Here is a 15978-nt window from a genome sequence, read left to right as displayed (position 1 = left end):
GTAATAATGCAAAATCGATTTTTACCATGGTTATTTTTGCTGTCGTTAATTAGTACTTGTGCTGAAGTAGATATTTCAGTGCCTGGATTTCCACAGATTGCGCAGTTTTTTAATGTTTCTGAAAGCGTTATTCAAGCAACAATTACCTATAATTTTTTAGGCTATTTTCTTGGGGCTTTGCTCTATGGTCCTTTGTCGGATAGTTTTGGGCGAAGAAAGATGATGTTGTTTGGCAATGCGATTTTATCAATAGGTGCAGTGGGTTGTTTTTATGCGCCAAGCATTGATTTTCTTTTAATGTCTCGATTTATCCAGGGTATTGGCGCAAGTACTTCAGTAGTTTTAGTATTCACTATGATTGCTGATTTATACCAAGGTGAAAAAGCGATGAAACTCATCGGCATGATGAATGCCGCATTATCAATCATTATGGCTTGTGCACCTTTATTGGGAGGAGTAATTAATCAAGCGATTGGTTGGCGAGGTAATTATGGCACTGTAGCAATGTTTAGTGTATTCGTTTGGGTTTTATTAGTGTTTTTATTACCAGAATCAAAGACGCAATTAGATCGTTTTAACACCAAAAAAATGCTTGGCGATTATAAGCAATTACTCACCAGTACCCAATTTATTACCGCATCTATGGTTCCTAGCTTATTATTTGCTGCATATATGTCTTATATAGTTGGGAGTGCTTTTTTATACATTGAAACATTTGGCTTAACTATTTTAACTTTTGTGGTACACCAAGCAATTATTGTCGCTTCTTTTGCCATAACCAGTATGTATGCCAGTAAAATTATTCCCCTATTTGGCCCAAATAAAACTGTAAAATATGGTGTTGCTTTGAGTTTTATCAGTATATTGGCTTTTGTGGTATTAAGTATCGAAGGTATAAGCTCCGCTTATTGGACCACTTTACTTATGTCTTTATTTGGGATCGGTTTTGCCGCTTGTTATCCGATTATCTTTTCCAATTCTTTGTCTCTATTCCCCGTATTACAAGGTCCTGCTTCTTCCTTGATCATGGGATCTAGGGCTTTGTTGGTTTCTGTGTCTACGGCGATCACCGGTTATTTGTATAATGGACAGCCCTTGATGTTAGCGTTGTCTGTTTTCTTTGGTGTGATCATCGCGAGCTTGTTTGCTTTAAGTTGGTTAAATGAGAATCAACCTTCGGAGGAAGTTCCTGCGTGATTCTAAATGAATATTGCTCTTCCGCTCAATGCTCTGTCATTGGCGGAACTATTACTTATACAATTGCCAATGAGCACGCAGAAGGCTTGCCGCTGATTGTGGTTCATGGGGGACCTGGAACTCCACATAATTACTTAGCCTCCGTAGCATCGTTTCTTCCCGAGAGGCCGGTTATTTTTTATGATCAGCTGGATTGTGGTTTGTCTGCTAAAACGAATAATCCGCAATGGTGGCAATTAGAGCGTTTCGTAGATGAAATCGAAAAATTAAGACAACATTTGGGACTTCAGCAATTTAATCTTTATGCACATTCAGCAGGGACCATGTATGCTTTTGATTATGCATTAGCTTATCCTGATAAGCTTGTCAATCTTGTGTTGGCGTCACCGGTGTTGAGTGTCAACGCTTATTTAGCCTTCATGCATGAATTGCTTGCCACTTTTCCTGAGCATATCCAAACTGCTTTTAGATTAGCAATTGAACAGAATAAAACCAATACACTGGAGTTGATGGAAGCAACGGCGTATTTTGCCGAGCATCATTTATGCCGTTTGCCGATTTGGCCAGATGAAATGTTCGAGTCTTCGGTGAATACCAATACTCAATTACGAGATCATATGTGGGGATGTAATGATTTTTTAATAACGGGAAATTTAAAAGAGTACGAACGATTGTCCTGTTTATCAGAATTTAAGGTGAGAACCTTAATTACCGTTGGGCAGCATGATTTTATTTCACCGACTTCCTGTAAAAAATATACAGAATTAATGGATAATGCTCAATTGGCAATTATCCAGGATGCATCACATAATCCTCACTTAGAACAGCCAAGGTTGTATGCAGATGTTTTGTGTTCATGGTTAGAGGGCACACAAAAGTATTCGTTTTGAATCGAGTAATAGTCTAGCTGCTTAAAGGTTTTTCGTTTTCGTAAGCGGAAATATATTTCCAGAGGAGCATTGGTCATCAATATGGATCCCCGCTTGTGCGAGGATGACTACAAATTCCTTAAGTCAATGGCAGTGGTGGTGAGTCAATACTCACCTTGTTGGAATAGAAAAGTACTATAGCGTATTCTTGCTGCTTGGATGAGTCATTCTGTATCTAGTCTCTTCTAATTGATCAATCTGTCTATCTAATGACGCAATTTCTCTATTATTGCTATTATTGGGAGCAAAATAGGCAGGAGGTATTCCCACTGGGACCCCCATGTAAAGGACGCCTCCGCAAACTTGAGCAATATTGGGTGAAGTTAGTCTTTTTCTTTGTTTTTTTAATTGTTTTAATTGGGCGTCAATTTGTTTAAGAGAAGTATCTTCATGATGAACTTCTTGTTTTTGTGCTTTATCTTCGAGGTTGTTATAAACTTTTTTATTTTTTGATCTACCAAAAAACTTCATCTTTTACTCCTGGAACGTCGTTATTATTGTTTTAAATGTATTCACACTGATCATAATATTTTTTATAGAGTTTTGTCTATTTTTGAAAAAAAATAGTAAAGGGGGCAATTTGAATTGAATAGCCTATGGAACTGTAAGTTTCACAACTTCTATTGAGAAATCCTATTTTTTAAATCAGAACTCAATATAAATTCTTTAAATAATTGGTTTATATAAAGAGCAGTTTTGTCTTTATGATAAATCAGATAATACTGATTATCCGTGTTTGACCACTCTGGCAATACCTTGATTAGAAAATTATTTTTTAGCGCATCAGAACATAAGTAATAGGGAAGAAAGGCAATGCCTCGATCAAGACAAGCCATTTTATATAAAAAAATTAAAGAGCTACTTTCAATCACTGCATTTTTAATATGAATTTTAAAGATTTTCTCTCCACTTTTTAAGGGCCAATCACCCAGAGAACTATGCTTTAACAAAGCATGTTCCTTTAGATCTCCAGGATTTTTAATGGGCGCATGACTGGATAAGTATGCGGGAGAAGCAACGAGACAACGAGGTACTTTGCCAATGTAGCGGGATACAAGTGTTGAATCAGCGAGCTTTCCTGTTCTGAAGGCAAAATCAATTCCATGTTGGGTTAAATCCATGAGTTGATCTGTAATTATTAGGCGAGTTTTTATTTGTGGGTAAAGCGAGTTAAACTCACTTAATAGCGTTGGTAATAATTCGATACCCGTGATCTCAGGACACGTAATGACTAGTTTTCCAGAAGGGGCTTTCGCATACTCCCGTAAATGATTTTCCGCATGTACAACTTCATTTAACATGGTTTGACAATGTTCAAATAAAATTTTCCCCCCTACAGTGAGACTTAACGATCGAGTAGTTCTTTGGAGTAGCTTAATTCCAAGAATACTTTCCAGTTGGGAAATCTTTTGACTGACCCAAGCTTTGGAGATACCAGCCTCCAGTGCTGCTTGAGTAAAACTTTGATTTTTTACTACCAAAGCAAAAATTGCTAAATCATTAAGATTCAATTGATTGTTTGTCATAATGAACAATATGTTTTGATTTTTCTATCTAATCAATTAATTAGCTAATCTATACCATTAACTCCTTACCTACAACTTCAAGGAGCGATAATGCGTTTTATTTTATTTTTAATTTGTTCATTATTCATTAACCCTATATTTGCTAAAGTAATTAATTATGAGATGGAGAGTTTTGCAGATCTTACAACTTTATATGAGGAAGTGCGAAGCGATCCCAAATCAACCTTAATGGTTTTTGATTTAGATGATACCTTAATTACCATGACTCAACCCTTAGGCAGTGTGGGTTGGTGGGACTGGCAGTCTGAATTACAAAAAACTGGAAAGGATTCCGATAAATTATTTACTACTGACTATCAACAATTGGTGCGTATTCAAAATATCTTATTTCAATTAATCAAAATGGAGGTGACTGATCAATATGTATTGCCTTTTATTAAGAATGCAACAGATCAAGGTGCCAGTATTATGGGATTAACGGCTCGTGGCAAAGAGCATTTAAGTGCGACAATGATGCAACTTAAAGACAATAATTTCATGATGGGTGATAAACTTTTGTTCCAAGAAAAAGGATTGAAATTTAAAAACAATAAAACATCACTTGCCGGTAATCTTCATTGTCCGCAATTTAGCAAAGAAGTTATTTATCAACGAGGTATTATGTTTCTTGACGGAGAAGATAAAGGGCAAGCACTACTGTGTGTTTTATCCAAAATAAAAACAGAGATTAAAACCATTATTTTTGTTGATGATGCAAAAAGAAATAATCTCTCTATGAATAAAGCGTTCGCGGATCGTAATGATGTACTGGTATTGAATGTTCTTTATACTAAAGAGAATGCTAAAGAATTAGAAATTCAAAACAATCCATTCCTACAACAGCAGATATTTAAACAATGGAATCAAATTAAAAATCAAATTAATGATACAATTATGCAGTCTAATTTCTAAGAAATATACTGGAAGCAAAAGCGCAAACCTTTTCTCAAAAAGTTTGAGAAAAGGTTCTAGAGCATTTAGTTGGTATTAAGAATTTTTATCGCAAAAGTGTCTTCTGGATACTCAGTTTTTTCTCGCATATTTTCCAAGCTGGTAAAGAAATTAAATGTCCAATTTCGATCTTGATAACTCGTTGTATAAAGTCCTGTTGTGGTACCGGCATCTCGCTCAAGAAATCCTTTTTCCGAATCAGAGTTTGCGATATTAACCAAGGCATGAATTGGATTGGAGGCATCTTTTTTCACCAAACATACACCTTGATTTAAACCTATATCTTCAAAATCACAATTAATGATGCTGTATCTTTTTTTGCTGGTCAATGCACGAATAAGTAATTGAATATCAGCAACTTGAGTGCTTACTCTAATTTCAAATACAGCTTTGTCTTTATTATAAAGAATATTGACATTGTTCTTATTTAACGTGTCATCATATTCGTGCAACAGATTTAAGATTGCTTTTTTTTCGCTTTGGACCTTAACTTTTTTAGCATGACATCTTAATAGGAGCAGATACATCACATTCTGTTTTGTTTGTGGTTCAAGTTCTGATTTAAAATCGTCAACATCATCTTGCATCGCGATTACATGTTCTGTTGAGGCTAAACAAGAGACGGGTAAAGTAGGTGCTTTTTGGACTCTCGTAATGAGAAGATGATCTTCATCAATCTTCCGTTTTTTAACCATGGACGAATTTACTTCAATTTTTTTTCCCTTAAATAGATACGCTGAATAACCTGATTCTCGCGATGTTCGCGAGGGAGTTGTTGAATGTTTTTCCATAAACGTATCAATTTTTCTTTGCTCCTTTTCATCTTCTATCGGAACAACTTTTTTACTGACTTCTTTGTAATAGTGTTGCTCATACTTGCTTAATTCATGTTTTCTTTTCATATAAATCTCTTGATTAAAATAAAACAAAAAGAATAATAATTGCTCACTATTGTATTGGAATAAGATTAAGAAATTATTAAGAATGATTTTTTGAGTTTATTTCACACTATTAAAGTGATAACAGTAACTAATCATCAATAAGCAGCGGGCTCTACTTAATCATAGGGATTAAGAGGATACACTTAAGGAATAGGAGCTATTGACAATTCATTTTATCTCCAACACATAGACAGGAGAGCCTAATTGTCAACAGATCCTAATTTACAAACCCCCCATCGATACTGAATAATGAACCGGTGATAAATGAAGATTTTTCCGAAAGTAAAAATTCAACAAGATTGGCAACTTCGGTTGCGCTACCTACATGTGACATGGGTTGAGCCGATTTTAATGATTCATAAATTTTTTCCTTGGGAATTCCGGATTTAGCTAAGTAAGCACTTACAGCAGGATGGTATAAGATGTTTCAATGGCTCCTGGGCATACACAATTGACTCTAATAACGTCAATTATGGATAAGAGATCGGGTTATTCCTTCGACCCGTTCGGGCTGAGGAGGCGCACCAGCGCCGTCTCGAAGCCTTGGCAGGTACTTTCGACCCCGATGCCAAGGCTTCGAGACGGCGTAAACGCTTCCTCAGCTCGAACGGGTCGTGATAGATACTCGTTATAATTATATCTTTATTCATAACTGACGTTAATATTATATTTTGCGTAATCAACAGCCGTGCTTTTAGTCAGTTTAAAGTAAATATATTGAGTTTGATTGATTAAGATTAGTGAAGAAATTCTTTTTTTCATTGCACCCTTAATTACTTGTTTCCCAGATTATATGAAATTGATTTCCCCATATAATGCTGATAAACTACATCATGTATAGTTTTTAGTCAAAAAGATAATATGAGTCATGCACAAAAAGATATTTTTACCCCTCTCACTTTAAGTGATTTTTTACGCCTGAACTTTTTAGAGGAGATGACTCTTAAGAGTATTAAAGAGGGTACATTCGATGAGCCAAAGTTTTTCTCTACTAAAAAATCTGTAGCCGATATTGGTTTTATTACTAAAATGGCTCATGCAAGCCCTGATTTTGCCAGTATGTGTAAAAAGGATAGTTATAATAAATTATGGAGTACACTTTATTCTGAGCTTGGATTGATTGTTTCTTTGATGGAAGAAAAACAGGTAGCTTTTTACGAGTGTTCTAATATTGATAACTTTGAGATACTTCGAGGAACGTATTTATTTTATCTTTCTCAACAGATAAGAGCTACATTGCCTGATGGGTTTTCAAGCAGTGAACTGCGTTTATTAAAAGAAGCAATGCGCTTTAATTCAGTTCATGCGGTACAACGATATAATATCTTTTTATACAACAAAGTTGCTCATGGACAATTCGAAGACGGTGAAGATGCCAAAACATTGCTCATGGAAGCGATTAAAAATTCAAACTCTAAATCCCTTTTAAAAACTTATGGAAGTTATGCCTATATGCTTTTAGCCGAAGCATTTTATCAATATGCATTATGGGCAAAAGATCAGGAGAGTATGTCTGCATTTCGTCGGGCCTTACAATCGGCAATCGCTTCTTGTGATAATGCCACAAAGTACTTAGAAAAGAGCCAATATTTAATCCACAATGCCAGTTTTGGTAAAGGACTTGGTTTCAGTAATTCTTTGGGCATTGATTCTCCTGTGGAAGCAAAAAAAATACTCGAAGAATTTTTGGAGACTACTTTGAAAAATGCTCTTGATGCTCCAAAATTTACCTCCCCTTAAGGTACAGGGGGAGGTATATGGAACGCTCTGGGAGTTCAGGAAATTCGTCGATCCCAGTAATTATGCTCCCGAAAAATTATGGGGTTTGAGTTCTGGTGACGCTTTAACCGAATCTTTCGCTGGATGAGTCGTAAAAAATCCACAATAAGCTCGATCAGTGGTTTGTTCTGACGCGGAATTTTTTGCTGTCCCGTGATCAGAAGCTAATGGAGCTTGAGAAGTAGGCGCGCATTTCTCTATCCAGCTTTGGTAAAAAGCTTGTAAACGCTTGAGAATATCTTCTTCTGATCCTGCATTATGCTTAGAAACTCTCAACATTACTCTTTGCATGAAGTTGGAGTTAAAATAATTTTTCTTTGTTGCTGTGCCAACATCATGTCCCGGATGATTAAATACAAATTCCATGTTTCGTGTATTTAATGCCTCTGCTAAAATCTTTTTAGCTGCTTTGTTCATACGCTCCATTACATCTGGACTTAAGTCATACCACGTGCATGCAGATAATTTAAGCTGTTTGCTAGGTTCATCTTTGTTGCATAAGACAATATCTTCATCAGTAAATGTGTGGCGATTTTTTAGAGCATGAGTAAATTTTTCGTACTCACTCCCTCTCTTAAAGAACGTCATTTTAGAGTTAATTTTATCTTGAGTGAACGCTGTTTGCATGACTTCTTTTCGAGTTCCGGTGTTTGTTTTGCGCTCAAGAATGACATATTCTTCTGTGGTTTGCTCCTCGCCACCCTCTGGGTTTTTCTTTGTAAAACGTCGTTTGGCAATGCCATCAAATTCCTGTTCTTGTTTTGGCACTACAAGAGGAATATGGACGCTGAATGAACGATGCATACTTATCGCCAATTTATAGGCATAATCTTTGACGGAGCGCTCATATAAAGAAACATCTTGAGCAGAAGATTTCTCATGTAGAGCAATCCCACTTCTTTGCAAAATATCATCTGCGAGTTGTTCTATAGTTTCCTCAATTGTTGGCTCTTCCTCTGCTAAAAACTCAACATGAGCTAACTCAACTGCATGTCCAAATGGTTCTAGACTATAAACAATAGGCTTTGAAAACTTAAATGCAGATAAATTGTTATACCACCATTGTAATGTCATATTGCAAAAGAAGTCATTTTTGGAGTCAAGAGATGTTAGATAAAGTTCTTCTAATGCATTGGAAAGTTTTTCATTTTTTTGTTCTAACTCTTTTTGACGCTCAGCTACTGTGTTTTTTAATTGGTGCAAAATTACAGACGAATTCTCAACATTTCTTATAAATGATGCGATATTTTCTTGCAGTTGAGCGGTTTTAATTGTTTCAATTTCTTTGCTTAATTTTGCTGTATTAGTTTTAGAAACCTCTAAAACAAGTTTTCTTATCTGATGACGTTCTAATTTTCCTTCGCGACACTCTTTTTTCTGCTCTTCATCAAACTGATCAAAATATTGGGAAAAGGCGGTTTTCTCTTTAAGTAAATGATCAAGATTAGTACCTGTAAGCGTTGAAATTTGTTTAATTGCTTGCTCGCATAATTGAGCTTCAAACGCTTTTTCGTCGCTTTTTGCCTTTAATTTTTCCTTATGATTTTCTGGTTCAGCAGATAAGGTTTTTTCAGCACTAAGAGATAAAACTTGTTGAATCTTATCAAGCATCTGATTTATTTTTCCTAGATTTCTTTCCGCGTTTGATAAAGAACCTGCATGTTCAATTTTTTGCGCTCTTAATTTTTCCAGATCAACATTCAGTTTCTCGAGGATTTTTATTAAAGATTTATAGTCTTCAATTTGGCATAACTGCTCTTCCATTTCTATAATATGTTCACGAACAGGTTTTGTATCGGAAAAACTTTTCTCAATGACTTCTTTCTCTTCAGCATCTTCATAAGGAGCTGGGTCGAGTAGTGCTAATGGTGTTTCTATAATATATTCTGTGTCTATGTGATTATATTCTGTCTCCAAAGCACGTTGCGACAGCTCAAAAGATTCTTTAAGGGGCGTTGAGGGATCACACAACACATCATTCCAGTCTGTCCCTTCTTTAATTGGGGCTACAAGAAACAAATCTTGGCCGATTTTAAAACCTGCTTTAAGAAAATGTTCTTTTGATTCTGAAAGTTGCTGTTCGGCCTCGCGATTCCCCTTATCATTATCAGCAAGCCATACTACCTGGGCTCCTGGCATAAGTGAGGAACGAATGTAAGGAATAGAACTAGCGAGTTCTTTTATCCCAAGTGATGCGACAACAGTAAACTCTTCGGGAATAACGGATAATAATGAAGCAGCAGTTTCCACTCCTTCGGCAATATAAATACGAGTCAAATCGGTACCTTGGCGAACCATGGCAACTCTGCCAAATTTATCCATATGATGCCTATTTTCAATGACTGTTTTAGCATCGTTTCCAGGAGATGCTTTTTGGCCTTGCTCATCTAAGCGAACCAATTGAACGCCAGTCAAAATATTTCTTGAATCATAAATAGGGGTCACAAGACTATTGGATTGTTCATCATATTTGAAGGTGGTGTGCTCCAAAGATGCTGGTGGAATATGGCGATGCTCCACAAGATATTTTTCTGCTAATGTCCCTGCTATAGGTGTTGCAATCTCATCATATAGAGATTGTGCTTGGTTTTGTTTTTGACTCCCTTCTGAAATGCTATTTAGTTTCTCGTTAATGCCTTTATCATTCATAAAATTTATCTCTGAGCTTGCTATAAAATGATTCATAAAATTATTAATCTAATCACAAGGCGAATAGATTAATTAAAATTTATTCTGGAAAATTGTAATTGAATTAACTTAACAAAATATTAATTTAGTACATTTTTATAGGATAAATTGTTTTTATCTTGAAAATATAGCGCAATACAAAAACATTTAGTAAAATAATTAATAATATCATTGTATTTTAGAGAGCAATAATAAATATCAACTTGATTCAGTGACAACACCAAAAAAGAGTTCAATGGATATTAGCATTCAATCTATCTTGGCAGTATTCAACGAGAGGAATTATTCTAAATGATTGCAGAAAAGTTAAACATCAAGTTTGATATTAAGCGCATTCAAAATTATTTTAATCAATACGTCAAACATCTGGATCCGGTTCAACAAAATGAGATGTTTGGTGGGTGGAGTATCCTAAGTGCAAGTGGTGATTATCGAGATGGTTTTCAACAAACAGAAGAGCGCTTCTACATTTTCGATCAGGTGAGTGGTGAATATAAGTTTGACTATGAAAGAGCCAATCGTGAAATTGGTTATATGTGGCCGAAGATGCATATTAATCCCACTCAAGTAGGTACTGAATATATTGCCGAAATTATCGCGACTATTTACAAATTAGGACTCCAACCCCATCATGCTCGTTGGACACGGATTTCGCCGAACGGAACCACTATTTGGCATCGAGATGCATGGGAAAATTCCTACAAAGTTCGATTGCACATTCCTGTGATCACCAATCCTGGCAGTGAGTTTGAAACTGAAGAAGGTACATTTCATATGCCAGCTGACGGGTCTTGTTATCTGGTTGCGGTTAATTGCTTACATAGAGCATACAACCATGGCAATGAGGATCGTATTCATATCATCATGGATGTAATTGATGATGTTGGTATCAGCCAATTTCATCGGACCGCCAAATGCCGTCAAACAAATAACCGTTTTATCAATGGGCCTATTTCTCGAATAATTAAAAAAATTTGGGGTTCTTAGGTCGTGACACCCAAACTTACGTTAACTTAACGTGAGTTTCGGATAAAGAATTTATTTAGATCCAGTCTCCATTTCGGCCCGTTTGGGCTGAGGAGGCATGTATGCCGTCTCGAAGCCTTAACACAGATCTTGAAAATTCGTGCTAAGGCTTCGAGACAGCGCTACGCGCTTCCTCAGTCCGAACGGATCGTGATAGAGACTCGTTATAATTATATCCTTATCCAAAACTCACGTTAGCTTAGTGCCATTACACGATAGAGGCTTCTCGATTACATTTAAAAGATAACGGTTTTATTGCCATATACAAATATTCGATCTTCTAAAGCAAGCTTTAAGGCTCGAGCTAAAACTACTTTTTCAACGTCTCTGCCATATTGTTGCATGCTTTGCCAATCGTAAGCGTGATCAATATGAATTACATCTTGCTCAATGATGGGGCCTTCATCCAGATTTTCATTGACGAAATGGGCGGTGGCTCCAATAATTTTAACGCCGCGATCATAAGCCTGTTTGTAAGGATTGGCTCCAATAAAAGCAGGTAAGAATGAATGATGAATATTGATTATTTTGCCGTGATAGTGTTGGGTAAAATTGGGTGTTAAAATACGCATGTATTTAGCTAATACAATATAATCAATAGAATCAAATTGCTCGAGGATATGGATTATTTGAGCCTCGTGTTCTTCCCGGGAGATATTGTCAGCACTTATATGATAATAAGGAATATTAAAATGACTGCATAAGGGAAATAAAACATTATGGTTCGATAAAATACCAAGAATATTGGCATCTAGAAGCCCTTCTTGATAACGAATTAAGATGTCACCTAAAACATGAGCTTCTTTGGTAGCCATAAGTACGATATTTTTTTTATGGGGTGGTTTAATGATTACCATGGTATCTTGCGGCATTTCATTTATTAATTGGTCATATAAAAGTGATGCATCAATTTCCCCAGCCACCACGGTACGCATAAAAAATTGACGATTCGCATTATCTACAAATTCATTATTGGTGATGATATTTAGTCCATGCTCATAAAATATCTTCGCTGCTTTATATACAAGACCTGCTCGATCTGGAGCTTGGATTAAAATACGATATTGATTCACGATGCATCTAACTCCTCTAAAACCTAAATTATATTGAATAATATTCAATTACTTTGTTTTTGAAATCCTTATCTATGTGGGTAACATGATTTAACTCAAAATCAGTTCGAGTTTCCATTTTCTTATTATGTGTCTTATTTTTACTTTAATTTTTTTATACTTTTGTGAAGACATTTCTTATCTTCATTGCTTCTTGTTGCTGAGATTATATCTCTGTATACTTGCCAAAGTGAACTTGCTTTTTTTCAAAATAGCAGCAGAAAGCACGAACAATAAAATCCCTCAGGAATAGTATTAAGCTTCCAAAATTAACAATGATTAACAAAAGGACTTGATAATGCAAACTAAATGGCAAGGCATAATCCTGCGCTTCTTTCTTTGTGCAGCAGTTTTTTTTACGAACAGTATTTCTCAAGCGGGAATGCCAGTGTGGACATTCACTCCCAATCCTGCTTTTCCTCCTAATGTATCTCTGACTCAGTCTGGATATGCTTATGTGCAATATACAGTAACAAATCAATCAAGAAAAACAAAAACTTTAATTATGAATTCCATCCCCGGCGTTACTCAAATGACCACGCCAGGAAACTGTTCTAATCCCTTTACGTTGGCCTATCAACAATATTGTACGTTGACTTTGTTTGTGGATGGTAGTCAGCTCGTTGGTAATATTAAAGGGGGTCCAGCTGTGTGTGAACAAGGTAGTCCCTTGCAATGCTATCAACCGACTAATCCTTTAGATATTACTGTGCGCAATGCACGTTTTGTAATTACCCCAAGCGCAGGAGCAAATGGGACAATTTCACCGGGTAAACCACAAACTGTCGTTGCAAACAGTAGCTTGCTTTTTACAGCGACACCTAATAGTGGTTATCAAGTTTATCAATGGTATGTGGATGGTAACCCTGTTCAATGGGGCGGTTTAAATTTTAGTTTAAACAGTATTACTGCGAATCATACCGTTGAAGTCACATTTAATCAGGCAGCGACTATCTTTGGTGGAGCAGAGAATGGGCAGGTGTATTCTTCCAGTGATAATGGTCTCACCTGGACTGGGACTATTCCGGCACCTGGGCACGCGGTTAACAGTGTTTATGCCACCAGTACAGATATATATGCAGGAAGTGCAGACCATCACGTTTATCGTTATAGTAATAGTAGTGAGGGCTGGGATCAAGGCAAGTCTCCAGATGACTCTGAAGTATTAAGTGTTTTTGTGACTACTGAAAATATTCAAACGACTATTTATGCAGGTACAAAGAATGGCAATTTATTCTATTCTACGGACGATAGAAAATCGTGGATAAATCGCTCTTTACCAAACGCCATAACTGCTGTTAATGGCATCTATGTCACAAATAATACAATTTATATAGGCACTACAGACAGTAATGAGGGGCATGTTTATTACTCATCGGTCAATGGGGGTAGTTGGACAAAAATTCCTGGCCCTGCGAATGTTGAGGCTATACATGATGTTTTTGTGGTTAATACGTTACTCTATGCTAATACTGCACCAATTCAAATACCACCAGATAGCGATGGAAGAGGTCCACGTGAATACGTTTATACTTATGATTTAACCACAAATGGTCCTTGGAGTTCTTTTATGGATCAGACGGTCTACAGCTTCTTTGTGAGTGCTGATGGCACTACAATGTTAGCAGGTACGCAAGATGGTTTCGTTTACTCATTAATGACCGGCGATTTATATGGATTTATAACAGACACCAAGATTAATAGCGTTTTTTTGCTAGGTGCAAACTAAGTTTATAGGGAGATAATTCATGTTAAAGCTAAAATCACTCTCGTTGGCTTTAGTACCATTTAGTCTAATGGTAACTCATTCCTACGCAGAAAAGTCCAACATACTTGTAAGCTTGCCTAGCCCAGGATCTGCTTTAGTACAAAAAGCAACATTTATAAAACCAGTTGAGGCCCATAAAAAATTAAAATTTATTGTGTGGTTAAAGTTAAGAAATAAAACTCAATTGGATAAATTAGTGGAGGAAATTTATGATCCCAATAGCCCTAACTATCAACACTATTTAACCCAGGATATTTTCGAAGAGCAATATGCACCGACTAAAGAGGTGGAGCATACCCTACAAGAATATTTCATCGCTCAAGGTATGCAAGCAGATCTTGTCAATCATAGTGTGCAAGTAACTGCTTCTGTGCGGCAAATTGAAAATACTTTGCATACAAGTCTAAACTATTACCTCTATGATCATGACACAGTTTATGCCAGTATGAGTAAACCCTCGTTACCCTCTGAAATTGCTCAATACGTTGTTGAGATTACTGGGTTAAACAATATTCCACTTTACTCCCCTAATTATGCATCAAGCCAGATGAGTGTCACTGCTCATGATGAAACATTCATTTGGGATTCATTAATCCCCAGCGCTATTCCCACTACAACTTCGGTGCATGGGTTTTCTGGGGAGCAGTTACAATACACCTATAACATCAATAATATCCCTCCTGTAAATGGCACTCATCTGGATGGGAAAGGACAAACATTAATCATCGTGGATGGATGTGGTGCAACTCAACCCCAACAAATTTTGAGTGATGCTAACCAATATTTTAGTGCAAATGGCATAAAGCCTTTTTTTACTTCTGGCCCATCACGAAATTTTGTAATGCTTAATCAAAATTTCACACCATACACTACCTTATGCACACCAACCAGACCGGGAGAATATGGTTTTACTGGAGAAATTGCTCTGGATATTGAATCTTCTCATACCTTAGCTCCAGAAAATAATACGGTATTAATTGTTACCGATGACAATAATCAAGCAGTAGCTTTGCAAAATGTGATTGGTTATTTAATTTCTCATTACTTCACTATTGCTGGATTTTCTAACGCATACGTTATCTCTAACAGTTGGACTAGTTCAGAGTCAGCAAGCGTTGATCCCAATACATCAATGGAACAATCGTTACAAACTGCCGCTGCATTTGGAATCAGTGTGCAATTTTCATCCGGAGATTGTGGTGATAATACGTATACCAGCCCTCGTAAAGGCGCAGATGGGAAAATAAAATGCCAAAATAAAGGGGATGCAAAAACCGTGAATTACCCAGCAAGCTCTCCTTACGTTACAGCTGTAGGCGCAACTTCCGTGTTTGTGGATACCAACTACAATTATGCTTTTGAAAATGTTTGGGGAACTTATGATGTTAAAAAGGACGGATTTGTTTCAGGTACTACAGGAGGTATTAGCCAATTTTATCAAGCCCCAACTTGGCAAAGTTCGATCAACTCGTTTTATGCGGGTGGTTATGGCCATATAAATGATGCAGTAAATACTGTGTGCGGGACAGGAGGTAATCAACCTTGTCGTGCAGTGCCCGATGTCTCGATGTTAGGAGATCCAAGCACAGGTCTAAATATGGTATTGGATGGAGCTTATCTACAAAATGGTGGTACTAGTTTAGCTTGCCCTTTATTTTCTGCTACAATGCTTTTAGTCAATCAAGCACGCGCCTTATTAAATAAGCCTCGTATTGGACATACAGCACCTTATTTATATCAAATGAATTCTATATTACGGTTCAAACGTGCACTTAATCCCATTGTCCCGCCGGTTAAAGTTATTGATGGGGCAACTGCTCCTGATCCATCGACCTATCCAAAAGCTCCTTCCACAGCTTTTGTCTTACCGAATAAACAAGGGGATGTGGATATTTGGGGATGGGATTCTTCATTAACCATTGCTCCAGAAAGTCAATTTTGGAATGATGCAATTGGAGTAGGCTCACCAAATCTTCCTAACTTTGTACCTTTGATGGCAAATCTGTAATTTGCTTTTTATGG

Annotated in this window: 13 protein-coding genes; 7 read left to right on the top strand and 6 right to left on the bottom strand. The window is 36.6% G+C overall.

Going from position 1 to position 15978, the window contains the following annotated elements; translation table 11 throughout:
* The first annotated feature begins 6 nt into the window (after positions 1-6).
* Positions 7-1197: a multidrug effflux MFS transporter gene (locus DYH34_RS15030; protein WP_058464956.1), complete on the top strand. Its 1191-nt coding sequence runs from the start codon at positions 7-9 to the stop codon at positions 1195-1197.
* A complete protein-coding gene (locus DYH34_RS15025) occupies positions 1194-2087 on the top strand; it encodes a proline iminopeptidase-family hydrolase (protein WP_058464957.1) in 894 nt (297 codons plus the stop codon). Before DYH34_RS15030 ends, DYH34_RS15025 begins: the two co-directional genes overlap by 4 nt.
* Before the next feature lie 174 nt (positions 2088-2261).
* Here DYH34_RS15025 and DYH34_RS15020 read toward each other — a convergent pair whose 3' ends face one another.
* Both DYH34_RS15020 and DYH34_RS15015 read right to left on the bottom strand, forming a co-directional pair.
* Entirely contained in the window at positions 2262-2597 is a 336-nt protein-coding gene (locus DYH34_RS15020) for a hypothetical protein (RefSeq protein WP_058464958.1), read from the bottom strand.
* Between the two features lie 149 nt (positions 2598-2746).
* On the bottom strand, positions 2747-3652 hold the full coding sequence (locus tag DYH34_RS15015; protein WP_058464959.1) for a LysR family transcriptional regulator: 906 nt from the start codon (positions 3650-3652) through the stop codon (positions 2747-2749).
* Positions 3653-3742: 90 nt separating this feature from the next.
* Here DYH34_RS15015 and DYH34_RS15010 point away from each other — a divergent pair, with 90 nt between their 5' ends.
* Positions 3743-4603: a DUF2608 domain-containing protein gene (locus DYH34_RS15010; protein ID WP_058464960.1), complete on the top strand. Its 861-nt coding sequence runs from the start codon at positions 3743-3745 to the stop codon at positions 4601-4603.
* A gap of 65 nt (positions 4604-4668) precedes the next feature.
* Here DYH34_RS15010 and DYH34_RS15005 read toward each other — a convergent pair whose 3' ends face one another.
* Both DYH34_RS15005 and DYH34_RS18460 read right to left on the bottom strand, forming a co-directional pair.
* On the bottom strand, positions 4669-5544 hold the full coding sequence (locus tag DYH34_RS15005) for a hypothetical protein (protein ID WP_058464961.1): 876 nt from the start codon (positions 5542-5544) through the stop codon (positions 4669-4671).
* Positions 5545-5800: 256 nt separating this feature from the next.
* Positions 5801-5947, bottom strand: coding sequence for an SDR family oxidoreductase (locus DYH34_RS18460; RefSeq protein ID WP_342353102.1), 147 nt, complete (start codon positions 5945-5947; stop codon positions 5801-5803).
* Positions 5948-6444: 497 nt separating this feature from the next.
* On the opposite strand from DYH34_RS18460, the gene DYH34_RS14995 reads away from it, so the two are divergent.
* Positions 6445-7323, top strand: coding sequence for a DUF5630 domain-containing protein (locus tag DYH34_RS14995; protein WP_058464962.1), 879 nt, complete (start codon positions 6445-6447; stop codon positions 7321-7323).
* Between the two features lie 60 nt (positions 7324-7383).
* Here the strand turns inward: DYH34_RS14995 and DYH34_RS14990 are convergent, their stop codons facing one another.
* Positions 7384-10011: a toprim domain-containing protein gene (locus DYH34_RS14990; RefSeq protein WP_162263059.1), complete on the bottom strand. Its 2628-nt coding sequence runs from the start codon at positions 10009-10011 to the stop codon at positions 7384-7386.
* Positions 10012-10341: 330 nt separating this feature from the next.
* On the opposite strand from DYH34_RS14990, the gene DYH34_RS14985 reads away from it, so the two are divergent.
* On the top strand, positions 10342-11037 hold the full coding sequence (locus DYH34_RS14985; protein WP_058464964.1) for an aspartyl/asparaginyl beta-hydroxylase domain-containing protein: 696 nt from the start codon (positions 10342-10344) through the stop codon (positions 11035-11037).
* 275 nt (positions 11038-11312) lie between these two features.
* On the opposite strand, the gene purU is transcribed toward DYH34_RS14985, so the two are convergent.
* Positions 11313-12149 (bottom strand): formyltetrahydrofolate deformylase, encoded by an 837-nt coding sequence (gene purU, locus DYH34_RS14980; protein ID WP_058464965.1) that lies wholly within the window; start codon positions 12147-12149, stop codon positions 11313-11315.
* Between the two features lie 337 nt (positions 12150-12486).
* Between purU and DYH34_RS14975 the strand changes: the two genes are divergently transcribed.
* Positions 12487-13917 (top strand): InlB B-repeat-containing protein, encoded by a 1431-nt coding sequence (locus DYH34_RS14975; protein WP_058464966.1) that lies wholly within the window; start codon positions 12487-12489, stop codon positions 13915-13917.
* Between the two features lie 19 nt (positions 13918-13936).
* A complete protein-coding gene (locus tag DYH34_RS14970) occupies positions 13937-15964 on the top strand; it encodes a S53 family peptidase (RefSeq protein WP_058464967.1) in 2028 nt (675 codons plus the stop codon).
* The last annotated feature ends 14 nt before the right edge of the window (positions 15965-15978 follow it).

This window comes from Legionella cincinnatiensis (assembly GCF_900452415.1).
GTDB classification, from domain to species: domain Bacteria; phylum Pseudomonadota; class Gammaproteobacteria; order Legionellales; family Legionellaceae; genus Legionella; species Legionella cincinnatiensis.
Note: the sequence above shows the minus strand (reverse complement) of the source record. Positions and strands in the feature narration are given on the sequence as shown.